Origin of the sequence: Mycobacterium paragordonae (genome assembly GCF_003614435.1) — a bacterium.
Taxonomy (GTDB): domain Bacteria; phylum Actinomycetota; class Actinomycetes; order Mycobacteriales; family Mycobacteriaceae; genus Mycobacterium; species Mycobacterium paragordonae.
In genome coordinates this window covers 1,437,026-1,456,635 of record NZ_CP025546.1, presented here as the reverse complement: position 1 = coordinate 1,456,635, position 19,610 = coordinate 1,437,026, and the positions used below count along the sequence as shown (strand labels likewise).

General features: G+C 67.2%; 16 protein-coding genes and 1 pseudogene. 9 read left to right on the top strand and 8 right to left on the bottom strand.

The annotated features are described in order from the left end of the window. Positions 1-82 precede the first annotated feature (82 nt). The 3 genes from C0J29_RS06790 to C0J29_RS06780 are packed head-to-tail and all read right to left on the bottom strand — an operon-like array spanning position 83 to position 2,846. A complete protein-coding gene (locus C0J29_RS06790) occupies positions 83-1,165 on the bottom strand; it encodes an adenosine deaminase (protein ID WP_065046298.1) in 1,083 nt (360 codons plus the stop codon). Then, a complete protein-coding gene (locus tag C0J29_RS06785) occupies positions 1,162-2,448 on the bottom strand; it encodes a thymidine phosphorylase (protein WP_120791842.1) in 1,287 nt (428 codons plus the stop codon). The genes C0J29_RS06790 and C0J29_RS06785 overlap by 4 nt, the downstream gene beginning before the upstream one ends. Then, positions 2,445-2,846, bottom strand: coding sequence for a cytidine deaminase (locus C0J29_RS06780; RefSeq protein ID WP_120791841.1), 402 nt, complete (start codon positions 2,844-2,846; stop codon positions 2,445-2,447). The genes C0J29_RS06785 and C0J29_RS06780 overlap by 4 nt, the downstream gene beginning before the upstream one ends. A 273-nt stretch (positions 2,847-3,119) precedes the next feature. On the opposite strand from C0J29_RS06780, the gene sdhC reads away from it, so the two are divergent. Genes sdhC through C0J29_RS06760 form a run of 4 tightly spaced genes read left to right on the top strand, consistent with a single transcriptional unit; the run spans position 3,120 to position 6,520 of the window. Beyond that, complete coding sequence (gene sdhC / locus C0J29_RS06775) at positions 3,120-3,458, top strand: succinate dehydrogenase, cytochrome b556 subunit (protein ID WP_055576390.1); 339 nt, start codon at positions 3,120-3,122, stop codon at positions 3,456-3,458. Beyond that, positions 3,455-3,937 (top strand): succinate dehydrogenase hydrophobic membrane anchor subunit, encoded by a 483-nt coding sequence (locus tag C0J29_RS06770; protein ID WP_065046293.1) that lies wholly within the window; start codon positions 3,455-3,457, stop codon positions 3,935-3,937. Before sdhC ends, C0J29_RS06770 begins: the two co-directional genes overlap by 4 nt. Positions 3,938-3,965: 28 nt before the next feature. Further along, positions 3,966-5,720, top strand: coding sequence for a succinate dehydrogenase flavoprotein subunit (gene sdhA, locus C0J29_RS06765; protein ID WP_065046291.1), 1,755 nt, complete (start codon positions 3,966-3,968; stop codon positions 5,718-5,720). Next, a complete protein-coding gene (locus tag C0J29_RS06760) occupies positions 5,720-6,520 on the top strand; it encodes a succinate dehydrogenase iron-sulfur subunit (RefSeq protein ID WP_065046289.1) in 801 nt (266 codons plus the stop codon). Before sdhA ends, C0J29_RS06760 begins: the two co-directional genes overlap by 1 nt. 23 nt (positions 6,521-6,543) lie before the next feature. Here C0J29_RS06760 and C0J29_RS06755 read toward each other — a convergent pair whose 3' ends face one another. Beyond that, positions 6,544-9,012: a serine/threonine-protein kinase PknD gene (locus C0J29_RS06755; RefSeq protein WP_162951399.1), complete on the bottom strand. Its 2,469-nt coding sequence runs from the start codon at positions 9,010-9,012 to the stop codon at positions 6,544-6,546. A 54-nt stretch (positions 9,013-9,066) separates the two neighbouring features. Between C0J29_RS06755 and C0J29_RS06750 the strand changes: the two genes are divergently transcribed. Continuing rightward, on the top strand, positions 9,067-9,927 hold the full coding sequence (locus C0J29_RS06750; RefSeq protein WP_120794604.1) for an SCO6745 family protein: 861 nt from the start codon (positions 9,067-9,069) through the stop codon (positions 9,925-9,927). Here the strand turns inward: C0J29_RS06750 and C0J29_RS06745 are convergent. Further along, positions 9,839-10,390 (bottom strand): condensation domain-containing protein, encoded by a 552-nt coding sequence (locus C0J29_RS06745; RefSeq protein ID WP_065163343.1) that lies wholly within the window; start codon positions 10,388-10,390, stop codon positions 9,839-9,841. The genes C0J29_RS06750 and C0J29_RS06745 overlap by 89 nt on opposite strands. 55 nt (positions 10,391-10,445) lie before the next feature. On the opposite strand from C0J29_RS06745, the pseudogene C0J29_RS06740 reads away from it, so the two are divergent. After that, positions 10,446-11,085: pseudogene (locus C0J29_RS06740) on the top strand (carboxymuconolactone decarboxylase family protein); the annotation flags it as partial. On the opposite strand, the gene C0J29_RS06735 reads toward C0J29_RS06740, so the two are convergent. Next, a complete protein-coding gene (locus tag C0J29_RS06735; RefSeq protein ID WP_120791839.1) occupies positions 11,086-11,670 on the bottom strand; it encodes a hypothetical protein in 585 nt (194 codons plus the stop codon). A gap of 190 nt (positions 11,671-11,860) precedes the next feature. Here C0J29_RS06735 and C0J29_RS06730 point away from each other — a divergent pair, with 190 nt between their 5' ends. Then, positions 11,861-13,282: a PE domain-containing protein gene (locus C0J29_RS06730; RefSeq protein WP_120791838.1), complete on the top strand. Its 1,422-nt coding sequence runs from the start codon at positions 11,861-11,863 to the stop codon at positions 13,280-13,282. A gap of 53 nt (positions 13,283-13,335) precedes the next feature. Here the strand turns inward: C0J29_RS06730 and C0J29_RS06725 are convergent, their stop codons facing one another. Further along, the gene (locus C0J29_RS06725) at positions 13,336-14,577 is read right to left on the bottom strand and encodes an HNH endonuclease signature motif containing protein (protein WP_120791837.1); all 1,242 of its coding nucleotides are present in this window, start codon (positions 14,575-14,577) and stop codon (positions 13,336-13,338) included. A gap of 44 nt (positions 14,578-14,621) precedes the next feature. Beyond that, on the bottom strand, positions 14,622-15,533 hold the full coding sequence (locus C0J29_RS06720; protein WP_120791836.1) for a sigma-70 family RNA polymerase sigma factor: 912 nt from the start codon (positions 15,531-15,533) through the stop codon (positions 14,622-14,624). 76 nt (positions 15,534-15,609) lie between these two features. Between C0J29_RS06720 and C0J29_RS34340 the strand changes: the two genes are divergently transcribed. Beyond that, positions 15,610-18,216, top strand: a complete 2,607-nt coding sequence (locus C0J29_RS34340; protein WP_277950708.1) for a LuxR C-terminal-related transcriptional regulator — start codon at positions 15,610-15,612, stop codon at positions 18,214-18,216. Between the two features lie 22 nt (positions 18,217-18,238). Then, entirely contained in the window at positions 18,239-19,552 is a 1,314-nt protein-coding gene (locus C0J29_RS06710) for an aspartate aminotransferase family protein (protein ID WP_197748193.1), read from the top strand. The last annotated feature ends 58 nt before the right edge of the window (positions 19,553-19,610 follow it).

Here is a 19,610-nt window from a genome sequence, read left to right as displayed (position 1 = left end):
AAACGTTTACCTGCAGTCAAAGTCGAAAGAGCGCGGCGCGAGCCGAGCCGAGCCGAGCCGAGCCGAGCCGAGCCGCCGACACCTACCCGATCAGCACCGCATACCGCGGCTTGATCACCTCGTCGATGATGGCCAGCCGCTCGTCGAAGTGGATGAACGCCGACTTCATCGCGTTGATCGTGAAGCGCTGCAGGTCGGCCCAGCCGTAGCCGAAGGCCTCCACCAGCCGGTGCATCTCCTGACTCATCGTGGTGTCGCTCATCAGCCGGTTGTCGGTGTTGACGGTCACCCGAAAACGGCTGCGCGCCAACAGATCGAACGGGTGCTCGGCAATGCTGGCCACCGCACCGGTCTGCACGTTGGAGCTCGGGCACATCTCCAGCGGAACCCGCTTGTCCCGAACGATCGCCGCCAGCCGGCCCAACGCCACGCCACCGTCCGGGTCGACCTGGATGTCGTCGACGATGCGCACCCCGTGGCCCAGCCGGTCGGCACCGCAGAACGCGATCGCCTCATGGATGGACGGCAGGCCGAACGCCTCACCCGCGTGAATTGTGAAGCGCGCGTTGTGGTCCCGCATGTATTCGAAGGCATCGAGATGCCGAGTGGGCGGGTACCCGGCCTCAGCGCCGGCGATGTCGAATCCGACCACGCCCTTGTCGCGGAACCGGATCGCCAACTCGGCGATCTCCCGCGACATCGCCGCATGCCGCATCGCGGTCACCAGGCAGCGCACCTTGATCGGGTTGCCCGCAGCGGCGCACGCCTTCTCCCCCGCCGCGAAACCGGCCAGCACCGCGTCGACGACCTCGTCGAAGGACAGCCCGCGGTTGATGTGCAACTCGGGGGCGAAACGAATTTCGGCGTACACCACCGAATCTGCGGCCAGATCCTCCACACACTCGTGGGCGACCCGGTACAGCGCGTCCGGCGTCTGCATCACCGCGACGGTGTGTGAGAACGGCTCGAGGTAGCGCTCCAGCGAACCGCTGTGCGAGCGGGTGCGGAACCACGTCGCCAGCTCCTCGGCGTCGGTGGCCGGCAACTCGTCGTAGCCCACCTCGCGGGCGATCTCCAGCACCGTCGCCGGGCGCAGCCCGCCGTCCAGGTGGTCGTGCAGCAACGCCTTGGGCGCCTGCTGAATCTGTTCGATGCTCAGGTTCATCGCGTGATCCGATCGATAATCAACGGTCTGGACGCGGGCGCTTCGTCACCCACGCTGAAGGCTCCGTCCAACTCCGCCAGCGCGGGACCGAAACGCTCCGGGGTCTCGGTGTAGAGCGTGAACAACGCATCACCCGCCGACACGGATTCGCCCGGCCGCCGGTGGATCCTGATGCCGGCGCCGTGCTGCACCCGCGCCCCCGGCCGGGATCTGCCCGCACCGAGCCGCCACGCCGCCAGCCCCACTGCCATCGCGTCAATGTCGCCCATTGTGCCGTCCCGCGCGGCCGTCACGGTTTCCGAACACCCACCAATCGGCAACGGTTTCGACAAATCGCCGCCTTGGGCGGCGACCAGTCGGGCAAAGCGGTCCATCGCGGTGCCATCGCGCAGGGTCTGCGCGGGGTCCACCCCGTCGACGCCGGCCAGTTCCAGCATCTCGGCGGCCAACCGCAGGGTCAGCTCCACCACGTCGGGCGGTCCGCCGCCGGCCAGCACCTCCAGCGACTCTTGGACTTCGACGGAATTGCCGACGGCCCGGCCCAGCGGGCACTGCATGTCGGTGAGCAGCGCACGGGTGGGCACCCCGTGCGCGATACCCAACTCGACCATGGTGTGGGCGAGTTCGCGGGAACGCGCTTCGGGCTTGAGGTACGCCCCCGAGCCGACTTTGACGTCGAGCACCAGCGCGCCCGCTCCCTCGGCCAGCTTCTTGCTCATGATCGAACTGGCGATCAACGGCAGCGACTCGACGGTGCCGGTGATGTCACGCAGCGCGTACAGCTTGGCGTCGGCCGGAGCGAGCTCGCCCGCGGCGAAGATGGCGGCACCCACGTCGCAAAGCTGTTCGCGCAGCCGCTGGTTCGACAAATTCGCGCTGAACCCCGGAATGGATTCCAGCTTGTCCAGAGTCCCGCCGGCATGGCCCAGTCCGCGCCCGGCCGCCTGCGGCACGGCGGCGCCGCAGGCCGCGACCACGGGCACCACCGGCAGCGTGATCTTGTCGCCCACTCCCCCGGTGGAGTGCTTGTCGACGGTCCGCAAACCCAGATCGGTGAAGTCCATCCGCGGACCCGAGGCCAGCATCGCCGCGGTCCAGCTGGCGATCTCATCGCGATCCATGCCGCGCAGGAAGATGGCCATCAACAGTGCCGACATCTGTTCGGGCGCAACCGTGCCGTCGGTGTAGGCGGCGACCACCCAGTCGATGGCGGCATCAGACAACCGGCCGCCGTCCCGCTTGGTCCGGATTACCGTCGGCGCGTCGAATGCGATGTCGGTCAACGGGATTCCCGGAACAAGTCGTCGGGACCGAAGGCGTCGGGCAACAGTTCCCCCAGCGTGCGGGCCCCGGCCGGATGGTCGATCAACATCTGCGGGCCGCCGTGTTCGAGCAGCACCTGACGGCATCTCCCGCACGGCATCAACGGCGCACCGCCGGAGTCCACACACGCCAGCGCCCGTAACCGGCCCCCACCGGTCGAGTGCAGCGCGCACACCACCCCGCACTCGGCACAGAGACCAAGACCATATGAGACATTCTCCACATTGCAGCCGGTCACGATCCGGCCGTCGTCGACCAGTCCCGCCGCACCGACCGGGAACCGCGAATAAGGCGCGTATGCGCCGGATAGAGCAGCGATTGCCTTGTCCCGCAAGGCATTCCAATCAACATCAGACATTCGCAACTCCGGCTCGCAGTTGGCTGACCCGACCAGCCCACCCTAGCCCGCCGATGACACAGGACGCGGATCACATCGTGGCGCTACCGCGGGCAACCTTTACCGAGCTAAGCTCGCGATTACCGGCTATAGCGGTTGATCAGCCGGTTTCCCAACGGCGTGAATGAGGTGAGTTTTCAGGTGGCCTTGAAGACGGCAACCACGGATCCGCCAACATCGGAATCGTCACGCAAACGCAAGCCGCCCAGAACGCTCTACCGCGGCGACCCCGGCATGTGGGCGTGGGTGCTGCACCGCATCAGCGGCGCCACCATCTTCTTCTTCCTCTTCGTCCACGTCCTGGACTCGGCGGTGCTGCGGGTCAGCCCGCAGGCCTACAACACCGTGCTCGCCGACTACAAGACCCCGATTGTCGGCCTGATGGAGTACGGGCTGGTGGCCGCCGTCGGATTCCACGCGCTCAACGGGATCCGCGTCATCCTGATCGACTTCTGGTCCGAAGGTCCGCGCTACCAGCGTCGGATGTTGTGGATCGTCGCCGTGACGTTCCTGGTGATGTTGGTGATGGCCGGCGTGGTCACCGGCATCCACATGTGGGAGCACTTCAAATGAGCAGCAGCCCTGACCTGCAACCCGGACTTCAAAAAGGACCCAGCCAGACGGCGCCGGTGAAGCAACGCGCCTACTACCGCCCGGCCAGCCTGGACAACCCGCGTTCGCCGCGCCGCCGCGTCGGTATCCCGAACTTCGAGAAGTTCGCCTGGCTGTTCATGCGCTTCTCCGGCATCGTGCTGGTGTTCCTGGCCATCGGCCACCTGTTCATCATGCTGATGTGGGACAACGGCGTGTACCGCATCGACTTCAACTACGTCGCACAGCGCTGGGCCTCGCCGTTCTGGCAGGTGTGGGACCTGCTGCTGCTGTGGCTGGCACAGTTGCACGGCGGCAACGGCATTCGCACGATCATCGACGACTACAGCCGCAAGAACATCACCCGCTTCTGGCTGAACGCGCTGCTGACGGTGTCGATGGTGTTCACCCTGATGCTCGGGACGTATGTGCTCATGACGTTCAACCCCAACATTTCGTGAAAGACCACATCTTCGTGAAAGGCGAGCGGTGATCGAGCAACACCGATATGACGTCGTGATCGTCGGCGCCGGCGGTGCCGGCATGCGTGCCGCGGTGGAGGCGGGCCCACAGGTTCGCACCGCCGTGCTCACCAAGCTCTACCCCACCCGCAGCCACACCGGCGCGGCACAGGGCGGCATGTGCGCCGCGCTGGCCAACGTCGAAGAGGACAACTGGGAGTGGCACACGTTCGACACCGTCAAGGGCGGCGACTACCTCGCCGACCAGGACGCGGTGGAGATCATGTGCAAAGAGGCGATCGACGCCGTCCTGGACCTGGAGAAGATGGGGATGCCGTTCAACCGCACCCCTGAGGGCCGCATCGACCAGCGCCGCTTCGGCGGCCACACCCGCGATCACGGCAAGGCCCCGGTGCGTCGCGCCTGTTACGCCGCCGACCGCACCGGCCACATGATCCTGCAGACGCTTTACCAGAACTGCGTCAAGCACGATGTTCAATTCTTCAACGAGTTCTACGCGCTGGACCTGGCGCTCACCCAGACCCCGACCGGCCCGGTGGCCACCGGAGTGGTGGCCTACGAACTGGCCACCGGCACCATCCACGTCTTCCACGCCAAGGCGATCGTGCTGGCGACCGGCGGATCGGGGCGGATGTACAAGACGACCTCCAACGCGCATACCCTGACCGGCGACGGCATCGGCATCGTGTTCCGCAAGGGACTTCCGTTGGAGGACATGGAGTTTCACCAGTTCCATCCGACCGGCCTGGCCGGGCTGGGCATCCTGATCTCCGAAGCCGTCCGCGGCGAGGGCGGTCGGTTGCTCAACGGCGAGGGCGAACGCTTCATGGAGCGCTACGCGCCGACGATCGTCGACCTGGCGCCGCGCGACATCGTCGCCCGTTCGATGGTGCTCGAAGTCCTGGAAGGCCGCGGAGCCGGCCCGCACAAGGACTACGTCTACATCGACGTCCGTCACCTCGGTGAAGATGTGCTGGAAGCGAAGCTGCCCGACATCACCGAGTTCGCCCGCACCTACCTCGGTGTGGACCCGGTGCACGAGTTGGTGCCGGTCTACCCGACCTGTCACTACGTGATGGGCGGCATCCCGACCACGGTCACCGGACAGGTGTTGCGCGACAACACCAATACGGTGCCCGGGCTGTTCGCGGCCGGCGAGTGCGCGTGCGTGTCGGTGCACGGCGCCAACCGGCTGGGCACCAACTCCCTGTTGGACATCAACGTGTTCGGCCGCCGCGCCGGCATCGCCGCGGCCCACTACGCCCAGAGCCACGACTTCGCCGACATGCCGCCGGATCCTGCGGCGATGGTGGTCGGGTGGGTGCGCGACATCCTGTCCGAGCACGGCAACGAACGCGTCGCCGACATCCGCACCGCCCTGCAGCAGTCGATGGACAACAACGCCGCGGTGTTCCGCACCGAGGAGACGTTGAAGCAGGCGCTCACCGACATTCACGCCCTCAAAGAGCGGTACTCGCGAATCACCGTGCACGACAAAGGAAAACGCTTCAACAGCGACCTGCTGGAGGCCATCGAGCTCGGCTTCCTGCTGGAGTTGGCCGAGGTGACGGTGGTGGGCGCACTGAACCGCAAGGAGTCCCGCGGCGGCCATGCCCGCGAGGACTACCCCAACCGCGACGACGTCAACTACATGCGGCACACCATGGCCTACAAGGACGGTACCGACCTGCTCAGCGACATCAGGCTGGACTTCAAACCCGTTGTGCAGACCCGCTACGAGCCGAAGGAGCGGAAGTACTGATGAGCGTGGACACGGAGGTCGAAACCACCGATCCGCTTGAACCTCCATTGCCGCCGGTTCCTGAAGGCGCGGTGATGGTGACTCTGAAGATCGCCCGGTTCAACCCCGACGACCCAGACAGGTTCGCGGCCACCGGTGGCTGGCAGAGCTTCCGGGTACCGTGCCTGCCCAGCGACCGGCTGCTGAACCTGCTGCTCTACGTCAAGGGCTACCTGGACGGCACGCTGACCTTCCGCCGGTCCTGCGCGCACGGTGTGTGCGGCTCGGACGCGATGCGCATCAACGGTCTGAACCGGTTGGCGTGCAAGGTGCTGATGCGTGATCTGCTGCCGAAGAAGCCCGGCAAGAAACTCACCATCACGGTCGAGCCGATCCGCGGGCTGCCGGTGGAAAAAGACCTCGTGGTCGACATGGAGCCGTTCTTCGACGCCTACCGGGCGATCAAGCCGTACCTGATCACCACCGGCAATCCGCCTACGCGGGAACGCATTCAGAGCCCCACCGACCGCGCCCGCTACGACGACACCACCAAGTGCATCCTGTGCGCCTGCTGTACCACCAGCTGCCCAGTGTTCTGGTACGAGGGCAGCTATTTCGGCCCGGCGGCGATCGTCAACGCGCACCGGTTCATCTTCGACAGCCGCGACGAGGCCGCCGCGCAGCGCCTCGACATCCTCAACGAGGTGGACGGAGTGTGGCGCTGCCGCACCACGTTCAACTGCACCGAGGGCTGCCCGCGCGGGATCCAGGTGACCAAGGCCATTCAGGAAGTCAAGCGCGCGGTGATGTTCTCCCGCTGAGCATTGAGGGTCTCCGGCGAGACCTAGCCCCGCGGTAGTTTCAGCACCCGATTGTTGCCGGAGTCGGCGACGTAGACGTTCCCGGCGGAGTCCACCGCGACACCCTGCGGACCCTTGAGTCCGTTGAAGGGCAACGTGATTGACGTGGTCGTGTCCTTCGTCAGCTTCATGACGCGATTGGCATGGCTGTCCGTCACGTAGAGGTCGCCGGTAGCGTCGACCGCGACGAAATCCGGATGGCCGACCGCGTACGGCAACACGGTCGCCACCGACGCCGTCCAGGGCAGCTTCAGCACCCGCTCGTTCGCGCGGTCTATGACGAACAGTCCACCGTCGCTGCCGACCGCCACACCCGAGGGTTCATCCAGGCCGGTGAAAGGCAGTTCCCGCTGACTGGAATGCACCCCGCTCAAGGCCAGCACTCTGTCGTGCCCGGAGTCGGCGACGACTATGCGGTCGGTGCCGGGGTTGCGTGTGTAGAGGGCCACGCCGGCGGGGCCCGCGAGGTCGGTCAGCGGCAGCACGGTCTGGCCGGTCGACCCCGCGGCCAGCTCCAGCACCCGGTTGTTCGCCGGCTCGGTGACCGCCAGATTGCCCTGCTCGTCGACGGCTATTCCGCCCGGATGGTTCAGGCCGGCGAACGGTGCGACGGTCTGGGTGGTCGAGCTTGCGGCGAGTTTCACCACCCGGTTGTTGCCGGAGTCGGTGACGTAGACGTTGCCGTTGACGTCGACCGCCACCCCCAGCGGCCCGTTGAGCCCGGTGAACGGCAGGACGATCTGGGCCTGCCCGCTCTCCGAGCGAAACGGAAATCCGTTGGTGAGAGCCACGATCGCGGCGATCAGCGCGACCACCACCGCGACCGCGCCGTAGGCGAGGGCGCGGCGGCGGACGCGCGGTAGGGGTGGGACAGTGCGGGCATCCTGCGTCGGATGCAGAGCGTCGGTGGCGACAGGCGTCTTCGCGGGCGGGGTGGTGAGCGCCGCGCGGGCAGCAACGGCCAGTTCGGGTGCGGACTGGTATCGGTCATCCGGGTCTTTCGCCATGCCGCGCGCGATCACCTCATCGAACCCGGCGGGCATGGCGGGGTCGGCGCCGCTGGGCCTGGGTGGCTCCTCGAACAGGTGGGCCGCGGTCAACCCCTCCACCCCGCCACCCCGGAACGGTGGCCGCCCGGTCAGGCATTCGTAGAGCACACACGCCAGCGAGTACACATCGGCGCGGGCGTCGGCGATGGTGCCGGCCCTAAACCGCTCCGGAGCCATGTACGCCGGACTCCCGGGCGCGATGTCGGTGCGCGTCAACCGGGCCGCGGTCGCTTCGTGAACGAGCCCGAAATCGATGAGGTACACGAATTCTTCGCCGACCATCAGCAGGTTCGACGGCTTCACATCGCGATGCACCAGCCCAGACTTGTGAGCCGAATCCAGCGCCACGGCAACCTGGTCGACCACGCTCACCGCCTGCTGCGGACTCATCGGCCCGGCATGGTCGAGCACGTGGTGCAGATCGACGCCGTCGATGATCGGCATCACCAGGTACAGGCGCCCATCGATCTCGCCCGCCTCGTAGATCGGGATGATGTGCGGGTCGGCCAACCGGCCGGCGGCATACGCCTCGCGCCGGAACCGCTCCTGGTAGCCGGGCTCGGAGGCCAGCTCCGGTCGCAGCACCTTGACGGCCACGTCGCGTCCCAGCAGGGTGTCGTGCGCCCGGTAGACCGAGCCCATCCCACCGGCGCCGAGCAATTCGAACAGCCGATACCGCCCGAAGTCCGTTTCATCGGTCGTCACCGTGACCGTGGTCGCCGCGGGAGCCAGTGCCGCTCTGGCGTCGTCGGCCAGCTCGCGGGCGGATTGATAGCAGTCGTCGGGATCGTCGGCCATGCCGCGCGCGATCACCGGGTCGAATCCGGCAGGAAGGGCGGTGTCGCGGCCGGCGCCGGGCGGCTGTCCGGTCAGGCACTCATAGAGCACGCGGGTCAGGGCGTGAATGTCGCTGCGTGGGTCGGCCGGGCTCGAACTGTCAACGGCGGCACCGAAATCGAGCAGATACACGAACTCGCCGCCGACCACGAAGATGTTCGGCGGGCTGACGTCCCCGTGTGTCAACCCGCAGCTGTGGCCGGCCTCCAACGCCGCGGCGGCCTGCTCGATCACCCGCACCGCCAGCTTCGGGCTCATCGGCCCGTCGCGGTGCAGCAATGTCTGCAGGTCGATACCGTCGACGACCGGCATCACCAGATAGAGGCGGCCATCGATCTCTCCGGCCTCGTAGATCGGGATGATGTTCGGGTTGTTCAGGCGCGCCGCGACAGCGACCTCCTGCCGGAATCGATTCTGATATGCCGGCTCGGCGGGAATCACCTTGATGGCCACGTCGCGGGTCATCATCGTGTCGCGGGCGCGATAGACCGTGCCTACGCCGCCCCAGCGGAGTACTTCGAGCAGCCGGTAGCGCCCGAAGACTTCCCCTTCGACTTCCGCGGTCATTCCCCCGTCACCAAGCCTCCTCCGGAGCGGTTTCTGGATGCTATCAACGCAGGTATGCAAAGAACCCCCGCTCTCGCCAGGCAGTTCTACGACCGCTTCGAGCCGATCCATGCCCTGACCTATTTCGCGCCCGAGGTACGAGCGGGGATGGACGGCCTGGGTTACCGCGGATTCTGGATGGGGTACTTCGCCGCGCGTTCGGCGCCGCTGGGCGCCGTGCCGCCGGAGGTCGTGACCGCGGTGTTCTACAACTTCGCGCGCGGGCGGGTGGCCAAGTCACTGCCGGCCGCCTGGGAGATCGCCGGGCCGGAGGAAGCGTTACGCGCCCGTCAGCACGCCACGGTCGCAGCCCTGCACCGATGCGGTGTCACCGAAGACGAAAACCTCTGTACGGCAGCCGAATTGGCCGTCCGTGCCGCACAGATGGCGCCCGTCGACGGCAGAGCGCTGTTCGCGGCCAACGTCGCCCTGCCGGTGCCGTCAGATCCGGTGGCCGCGCTGTGGCACGCAACCACCCTGCTGCGGGAGCACCGGGGCGACGGACATGTCGCGGCCCTGGTGGCCGCGGGGATCTCGGGGCGAGAGTCGAACGTCTTTCACACCGCGGCAAGCGCGGTATCCGAGGAATTCATGAAGCGATCCCGCCACTACGACGACAACGAGTGGGAGGCCTGCCGCCAGAGCCTCGCCGACCGCGGGCTGCTCGACTCCGGAGGCGCGTTGACACCCGACGGACGTGGGCTCAAGGACCAGCTGGAAACCACCACCGACGCGCTGTCCCTGCGGGCGTTCGACGGTCTGGACGACGACGAACTACGAGCGTTGTTCAGCGCGCTGACTCCGGTCGCGCGGACGGTGATCGCCGCCGGCGACGTGCCCGCCGCCACACCCATGAGTGCCCGCCTCGATTTTTGAACTCAGCGTCCGGTGCCAGTGCGGCGCCTTCTTTGGTTTGGGCGTATGCCGCCACCAGGTTCTCGACCACGCCGTTCCACGACTCTTCGTCGACGCACAACCGGCTGGCGGTGAGCACCAGTCGGTCGGGCGTCCCGGGCAGCAGCGACACGGCGAAGAGGCGGCCGGTGCGCATGTCGTAGCCGGCGCGCTGGCGGGCGATGACCTCGGGCACCGTGACCCCGGGCGGCTCTACCGCCCAGCTCCAGCTGCCGCCGGGGCGTGACAGCCACCGGTCGCGGCTGGGTTCGAACACCGCACCGAGAGCGGGGTTGGCTTCGAAGACCGCGTCCACCGCGGCGCGAATGCCGGGCTGGTCCAGACGGGGGTCGGCGATCAATACCTCCTCGTGCGCCCAGTCCTCAAGTTCTGTCAGTTGCGGATATTCGGTAAAAGCCCAGTACGACGACGTTGCGTGCTCCACCTGCCCAGAGTCCGCCGTCGCGCTTGGAGAATTCTTGGCGGATTCTTGGAGACCCTGTCACACCTGCCTGTCACATGTAGGCGGACCTCCTCGTCTGTAGAGGTATGACACAGAAAACACGCATCGAACCCCTGCCTCCCAAGCGCGCCGGACTGCTGGTGCGCGCCATGTACCGGGTGGCCAAGCGGCGCTTCGGCGAGGTGCCTGAGCCGTTCACCGTCGCCGCTCACCATCCGCGGCTGCTGGTCGCGAACGCCGTGCACGAGATGATGCTGCAGAACGCATCGCGCACCCTGCCGGCCAGCGTGCGTGAGTTGGCGGTGTTCTGGACCGCGCGGACCGTCGGCTGCTCTTGGTGCGTGGACTTCGGCGAGATGTTGCAGCGGCTGGACGGCCTGGACATCGACCGGCTCAAGGACATCAACGACTATGCGACGTCGCCGCGGTTCTCCGATGACGAGCGCGCCGCGATCGCCTACGCCGACGCGATGACCACCGACCCGCATTCGGTGACCGACGAGCAGGTCGAGGACCTGCGGGTCCGCTTCGGCGAAGCCGGGGTGATCGAGCTGACCTACCAGATCGGCATCGAGAACATGCGGGCGCGGATGTACTCAGCCCTGGGCATCACCGAGCAGGGCTTCAACTCGGGAGATGCGTGCCGGGTGCCCTGGGCTGACGCGGCGGGCGCGTGATCACGACCGATGGTGCGGCCCCATCATGCCGCCGGGGCCCATCATGCTGCCGCCCATCATGCCTTGCATCATCGCCGGCATTCCGTCGCGCACGAACCCGCTGACCTCGCGGGCGTGTGCCCGGATCGTCTCGACGAGGCCGGGGTCGTCAGCAGTCTCCTCGGCGATGACGCCGGTTGGCGTGAAAGTGAGCTGGCGCCGATAGCCACCGGCATTGCGAAACAGACTCGGCAGGGTCGGACTCATGCACATCACCTCCGCGCCCTGCCCCAGCCGGCCATACATCCCTGAGACGTGGGCCTGCAATTGCGCGGTGAGATCGGGTGAGGTCGACTCGGTCGTGGTGCGCACGCCGCCTGGCACTTCTTCCACCGTGCGGGTGATCTCGGTGTGCCGGGCGAACATTTCCCGGTACACCTGCATTTCCGCCGCACTGATACCCATTCCGCCGGGCCCGTTGGTGAGGCGCACTCGTGTCACCGGCGACCCCGCGATGCTGCGGATGACGAACCTGGCTCCGATCGCACCGCCAGTCGCCAGCGCCCCGAATACAGTCAGTGCCGCGCGGCGATTCATAGGGGCCATCGTGACCTCACTCGACAGCGGTCGGAGAACTGTGCACATCGTCTCGCTGCCAGGCGCAATCCGGTAGGGGCTTTCGGCCTCAGCACCGGGTCCCGGCAATTCGTTCAATTTGTGAACTAAATCGTTCCTGAACTCGTAGCATTTGGCACAGTCCTTGGGTTGTCGGGCCGCCGGGGAAGGGGAGCCGCCGATGTCGTCGTACGTGATCGCAGCACCGGAGGCGCTTGCCCTGGCTTCGGGGCAACTGACCAGCATCCGAGAGGCGATCGAGGGTGCGGCCGCGACGGCCGCACCCTCGACGACGGGTATCGCCGCGGCGGCTGCCGACGAGGTGTCGGCGGCGATTGCGACCCTATTCGGCAGCTACGCCGACGAGTTGCAGGCGCTGACCGCGCGAACGACGACACAGTTCCAATCCGCGTTCGAGCGTGCGGTGAGCGCCGCCGGTGTCGCGTACGCGGCCGCCGAGGCCGCCAACGCGGCGCCGCTGCAGGGGTTGTTGCAGCAGTTCGGCAGCGTGCTCTCGCCCCTGTCCACATGTCCTCTGTTCAATGGCACGGGCGCCGCGACGGTGGGGGCGCTGCTCAACTTCGCCACAAATTCCGTGGGCCTGGGCAAATACATCAACTTCCCCTCCACCTTGCCCGTCACAGGCACCGGCGGAGTGACCGGCGTCCGGGTCGGCTTCTCGTTCCTGCAGATCCCGATCGGGCCGACGTCGTTCCTGGGCTTACCGATTCCCCAGTTCAATTACCCCGCTCCGGCGTTCTGGTACTTCCCGACACAGGCAAACGGGTCGGTGGCCCCCAACGGCACTGTGTATTTCTCGCACGGCTTCGGTGCGTTCGGTTGGTTGTACCAGCCGCTTGCCATCGACTTGGCAGGGCAGACCAACAGCGTCGTCGTGACTCCGACCGTGCCGTCGATTCCGTTGCCGTTGGGCCTGTGGATCGGCAGCCCGGAGATGCAACAGGGCGTGGCGTCGTTGTTCCAGGGGCCCCAGACCGCGCTGAATATCAGCGCGCAGCGCGCGGGGTTCATCGGCACGCTGCCACAGGATTTCATCCTGTCCGGCCACTCCGCCGGAGGTGGCCTCACCTCGATCGCCGCCGGCAACTACCTGGCGAATCTCAACGGCGCCACGAACCATCTCAAGGGCGTGGTGATGTTCGACGGCGTCGCCAACAACAACGCGGTATTCGCCGGCGCGGTCAGCCAACTGCAGGCGGCGAATGTTCCGATCTACACCGTGGCGGCGCCGCCGCAGTCGTGGAATGCGTTCGGCGCCACCACGAATACGCTGGCAAGTCTGTATCCGAACCAGTTCGTCGGCGCCGAGATCGCGGGCGGCTCCCATGTCGACTCGATGCTGGGCCGTGGCCCGCTGATCGACTTGGCTCTGCAGGTGATCACCCAGTTCTCCCCGCCGGGCGCCACCGCGGCGGTGTACACACTGTCGACGGGCTGGATCAACGACATGTGGGCCGGCTTGGGTCCGACGAATCCCCTGGCGCAGGGCATCTACGGACCCGCGCCCAGTTACAACTACCAGGCGCCCGGTGGTCAGGCGATCGCCCTCCCGCCGGCCACGGCGATCATCCTGCCGGTGTAGTCCGCAGCGGCGACCCACTGAACGTCTCGGGATCGGTGACATCCCGACGCGCCTCAGTTGGTGATGGGTGGTGGTTGGGGTTGGAAGGGGGTGTACCACATCCATTGGGCGCGTTCGCCGGTGGGCCCGGGGTAGGGCCCGACATCGGGTGGGGCGGTGGTGGGTGGTCGGGCCAGGGATCCGGGCAGCAGGATGGCGCCGTCGCGGTCGGTGACGGTCAGGTGGTCGGCGTCGCCGGTGATGGTGATCTCCCCGCGGTGATGCTCGCGGTGGTGATACGGACACAACAGGATCAGATTCATCAGCTCGGTGGGGCCGCCATGTTCCCAGTGCCGGATGTGATGAGCATGCAGGCCGCGGGTGGCCCCGCAGCCAGGCACCGCGCAGCAGGGGTGGCGGTGCTCGAGGGCGCGGCGCAGCCGCCGGTTGATCGTGCGGGTGGTGCGCCCGGCGCCGATCGGGCGGCCCTCGCGCTCAAACCACACCTCACAGGTGGCATCACAGGTCAGGTACTGGCGGTCGCCCTCACTCAACAGCGGGCCCAGGTGCAGTGCGGCAGCGGGCTTGTCGACGTCGAGGTGCACCACCACGGTGGTGTGCGCGGCGTGTGGGCGAGCGGTGGCCTCAGCGTCCCAGCCGGCCTCGATCAGCCGCATCAACGCATCCATCGTGTCAGGCATCGGCGGCGCGGACTGCGACTCGCCGCTGTCGGCGCGGTCGTGCTTCCACTGCGTGATCAGCGCCTCCCGATGCGAGGCCAGCGCCGCCTCGAACGTCGCCGCCTGCGGGGGCGCCAGGGTGATCCGCCAACACGTCGACTCCTCGGTGCTGGTTTTGCTGATCGCCGGCGGCGGGCGCCGATCCGGTTTCGGGCGCGGTTCGCCCTTGATCGCGGTGCGCAACTGGCTGACCGAGGCATAGCGGGCCAACTGCTCATAATGAGCATCCGAGCCGTCCCCGGCCCGCGCCGCGATCACCCCGACCTGATCCAGCGACAACCACCCCTCGCGCAGGCCTGCCACACACCGCGGAAACTCCCGGGCCCGCCGCGCCACCGTCGCGATCGTCTCGGCATTGCCCCGGGTGGTGCCCAGCTTCCAGGCCACCACCGCGGCCACCGAGCGCGCCCCCGTCATCCCCCACAACCCGTCCCGATCCATCTCCGCGACGATCTCCACGATCCGCCCGTCAATCGCATTGCGCTGCCCCGCCAACTCCGACAACTCCTCGAACAACACATCCACACGCTTGACCGGAGGCCGCTGAAAAGAGCCCGCCAAGGCAGTCACCGACATAACCCCATCCTCCCAGCGGGGTGTGACAACTCAGCCCGCGGCGATCACCCAGACCGCAGCGGCGATCCGCTGAACTTGTCGGGATTGGCGACGTCCCACAGCGCGACCACCTTGCCGTCGCGCACCGTCATCGCGGTGATCCGCGGTGCCATCTCCCTCCGGCCCTCGGAAGCGGGGAATCCCGTTGTGTAGGAACCCAGTTCGCCGTTGACCAAGGCCAGATGGTTGGCGGTGTAGAACGCGTCGCCGTAGCGCTGGGCCAGACCCATCATGAACCGGACGACCTTGTCGGCGCCGTGGATGACCTGAACCGCCGTGGGCGCCTTGCCGTTGGAGTCGCCGGTGAATGTCACGTCGGGGTGCAGCAGCGAGACCACGGTCTCGATGTCACCGGCGGCCATGGCGGCCATCAGCTTCCCGACCACCTCGGCGTGGCTGGGGTCGGGTTCGGGCGGGGGCGCCGCGGCGACGGCCTTCCGGGCCCGGGACGCCAGTTGCCGCGCAGCAGCCTCGTTGATGCCCAGCACATCGGCCACCTCGGCGAACGGCACGGTGAACCCGTCGTGCAGCACGAAGGCCACCCGCTGATCGGGATTGAGCCGCTCCAGCACCACCATCGCCGCGAACCGGGCGTCCTCGGCGGACACCACGGCCGACAGCGGGTCAGCCGCCTGAGCGTCCGAGAAACCCGTGACGACCGGCTCGGGCAGCCAGTTGCCGGTGTAGCGTTCCCGCCGGTGCGCCGCCGAGCGCAGCTTGTCCAGACCGAGCCGGCTCACCACCGTGGTCAGCCAGGCGCGCAGGTCGTTGATCGCCCTGTCCTGCGCACTCCACCGCAGCCAGGCTTCCTGGACGATGTCCTCGGCGTCGGCCACGGTTCCGGTGAGGCGGTAGGCGACCGACATGAGATGCGGTCGCAGCGACTCGAATTCGTTGACCTGCGTGGTCGCGACCATAAGCCCCAGGGTAGCGCCGAGCTGCGGCGCCGATGATTCTCCCCAATGAATCCAACTCCTTAGATAGAGTCGATCCGTGGTCGATCACTGGCCCATGGTCGGCCGTGAACAGGACATCAGCGCGGTGCTGCGCTCAATCGCCGACGATGGGGCACGCGGAGTGGCGGTGGCGGGCAAGGCCGGGGTCGGCAAGTCGCGCCTGGCGCGCGAGGCCGTGCTGGCAGCGGCGACATCCGGGTGGACCGTTTGCACCGTGGCCGCCACCGCCACCAGCCGCGCGATCCCGCTGGGCGCCTTCTCGCAGTGGAGCGACGACGTGGAGAGCGCGCCACTTGCGGTGGCGCGCAGCGTCATCGAGGCCCTGACCGACGGCGTCCAACCGGACCGCCTGGTGGTTTTCGTCGACGACGCGCATCTGCTGGATGACCTGTCGGCGCTCGTCGTGCACCAATTGGTGCATTCGCAAGCCGCCGCCGTCATCCTCGCGATCCGCAGCGGGGAGGTGGCGCCGGCCGCGGTGACGGCGCTGTGGAAGGACGGCCTACTAAGGCGGCACGATCTGGAACCGCTGTCCCGCAACGAGATTGGTGAACTGTTGGCGGCTACACTCGGCGCGGTACCGGATGAGCCGTGTGCTGAGCGGCTGTGGCACCTCACGGGCGGCAACGTGCTATTCCTGCGCCAGCTCATCGAGCAGGAGCACCGTGCGGGACGGATGGCTGCCGAGGACGGGGCCGTGCAGTGGCGCGGGAACACCGAGATCTCAGGCTCCCTTGCCGAATTGGTGGATGCGCAGATCGGCGCCATCCCCGAAGAGGTGCGCGACGTCGTCGATCTGGTTGCCGTTTCCGAGCCCGTCGACTGGCACTGCCTGCGACTGATCGCCGACCAGGACGCCATCGAAAGTGCGGAACAGCGTGAACTGATCCGCATCTCCGGCGACGACGTGTATATCGGCCACCCTCTCTACGCCGAGGTTCGCCTGAACCGTTGCGGCTCTTCGCGACTGCGCCGCCTTCGCGGCCAGGTCGCGACCGCGATGAAGGATGGCGGAGGGTCGGCAAAAGTCGTCAAGCGCGGTCTACTGTGGCTGGACTCCGACCTGCCGCCCGAGCCGAAGGTGTTGCTATCGGCTGCCACCGCGGCGAGTTCGCTGCTGGATTTCGAGACGGCGCATCGCTTGTTCGGTGCCGCCGCCGCGACCGGGATGGGCGCGCAGGCACGCATACCGCTGGCCTATTCGCTGTTCATGATGGAGCAGGGCGAGCTTGCGCTGGAAGTCCTGGACGGGTTGGAAGTCGACGACGTCATGGAATCCGCATTCATCAATACCACCGTGATGCGTGCGTCGAACCTGTTGTGGGGCATGCGATCACCGGAGCGGTCCTGGCGGCTCATCGACGAAGCGCTCGCATCCGCGAACGGACCTAGACGGCATCAGCTGTTGATATTCCGCGCGAATCAGCTCTCACTGGCGGCCAGGCCGCGCGAGGTCGTGTCGACCTTGGCCGATGTGGACTACCAAAAACTCGACTGGTACGGCACGACAATGGGTTACGCCGCGGAGAGCTTGGCCTACGCCGAACTCGGCCAGCTCGATCACGCCTTGGCGAAGGCTGCGCAGGCCTCCCAGGCGCTGGTGTTGAGCGAGCAGGGCAAATTCCTTCAGCAGCCGGCGACGGAGTTTCACACGTTCGCCTTGTTGGCTGCCGGCCGAATTCCGGAGGCCATCGATGTCGCCGAACGCAACAGCCGTGCCCAGCACGGAGAACCCGCGGGAGTGCGTGCGGTGGCATCGGAAATCCTCGGCATGGCGTTGCTGGCCGCCGGAGATCTCGATGCGGCGCTACGGCTGCTGCCCCGGGAGATCAACGACGAGATGGTCAACAACTTCAACGTCGCGAACAGCTTCTACCGCTTCCACCTGATGCGCGGGCAGGCGCTGGCCCGCTCCGGTGACGCCGATGCGGCCGAGCGCGCTCTGCACACCGCCCGCGGATATCGGCACCCGGCATACGTCTATGTGGCGTCCATCGAAACGATCACCGCGGCGTGGCTGGCGGCGGTGCGCTCACGCACCACCGAAGCACGTCGCCTGGCACGCGAGGCGGCGGAGTTCGCGCGCGAGCACGATCAATTCGCCCGTGAGGTGTGGTATCTGCAAACCGCGGTGCAGTTCGACGACACCGATGCGGCCGGCCGGCTGGCGGAGCTGGCCACTCTTGTGCAAGGACCCCGTGCCGCGCTCGCCGCGCGTTACGCCGCGGCGTTGAGTTCCGACAATGCCGATGAACTTGATTGGGTGTCAACGGAATTCGAAGATATGTGCGACCTGCTGGCCGCCGCCGACGCGGCCGGGCAGGCGGCGACGTCACACCGGCGGGCGGGCCGCGGGGCACACGCGATGGCCGCAGCGGCCCGCGCGCAGGGACTGGCAGCCCGATGCGGCGGGGCGACCAGCCCGGCGATCGCGGCAGCCCACTTCGCGCCGCCGTTCAGCACCCGGGAACGCGAGATCGCGGTGCTGGTGGCTCGAGGGCTGTCGAATCGCGAGATCGCCCAGGCCGTGTCGCTGTCGGTACGGACGGTCGAAAGCCATATCTACCGCGCGAGCACCAAGGCCGGGGTCAGCGGACGCGCCGCGCTGGCACAGATGATGCGTAGTGCCGAGGAGTTGGGCTGACCGCATCCCTACCATCGGTGAGATGAGCAACCTCTGGCTGCACTTCACCCGACATGGCCCGGACTTCACCCCGCCAGTGATCACCCGCGGCGAAGGCGTCACCATCTTCGACGACCGCGGCAAGAGCTACCTCGACGCGCTGTCCGGTTTGTTCGTGGTGCAGGTCGGTCACGGCCGAGCGGAACTCGCCGAAGTGGCGGCCCGGCAGGCGCAGACCCTGGCGTTCTTCCCGCTGTGGGGATACGCCACCCCGACGGCGATCGAACTTGCCGAACGTGTCGCCGGCTACGCGCCCGGTGACCTGAACCGGGTTTTCTTCACCACCGGCGGCACCGAGGCCGTCGAAACAGCCTGGAAAGTCGCCAAGCAATATTTCAAGCTGACCGGAAAACCCGGTAAGCACAAGGTGATTTCGCGTTCGATCGCCTACCACGGCACCACTCAGGGGGCGCTGGCGATCACCGGCCTGCCGAAGTTCACCGCCCCCTTCGAGCCGGTGACGCCGGGTGGTTTCCGGGTTCCCCACACGAACTTCTACCGCGCGCAATCGCACACCGACATCAAGGAATTCGGCCGCTGGGCAGCGGACCGTATCGCCGAGGCGATCGAATTCGAAGGGCCCGACACCGTCGCGGCGGTGTTCCTGGAACCGGTGCAGAACGCCGGCGGCTCCATCCCACCCCCGCCGGGCTATTTCGAGCGGGTCCGGGAGATCTGTAACGCTTACGACGTGCTGCTCGTCTCCGACGAAGTGATCTGCGCGTTCGGCCGGATCGGATCGATGTTCGCCTGCAACGACTTCGGCTATGTGCCCGACATGATCACCTGCGCCAAGGGTCTGACCTCGGGCTACGCGCCGCTGGGCGCGATGATCGCCAGCGAGCGGCTGTTCGAGCCGTTCAACGACGGCAAGACGATGTTCCCGCACGGCTACACCTTCGGCGGGCATCCGGTGTCGACTGCCGTCGGGCTGGCGAACCTCGACATCTTCGAACGCGAAGGCCTCAACGACCGCGTCAAAGAACTGTCCCCCGCGCTGCGCGGCACGCTGGAGAAGCTGTACGACCTGCCGATCGTGGGCGATGTCCGGGGCGAGGGATTCTTCTTCGGCATCGAACTGGTCAAAGACCAGGCAACCAAGCAGGCCTTCGCCGACGACGAACGCTCCGCGCTGCTGGGCCGGGTGTCGGCGGCCATGTTCGAGGCGGGCCTGTACTGCCGCACCGATGACCGCGGTGACTCGGTGATCCAGCTGGCCCCGCCGCTGATCAGCGGTCAGGCCGAGTTCGATGCCATCGAATCGATCCTGCGAGGTGTGCTCACCGACGTCTGCTGAAAGTCGCGGCACGAGCGTGCACAGATGTACGGGGACACGCCGGTGGCGACGGCATTCC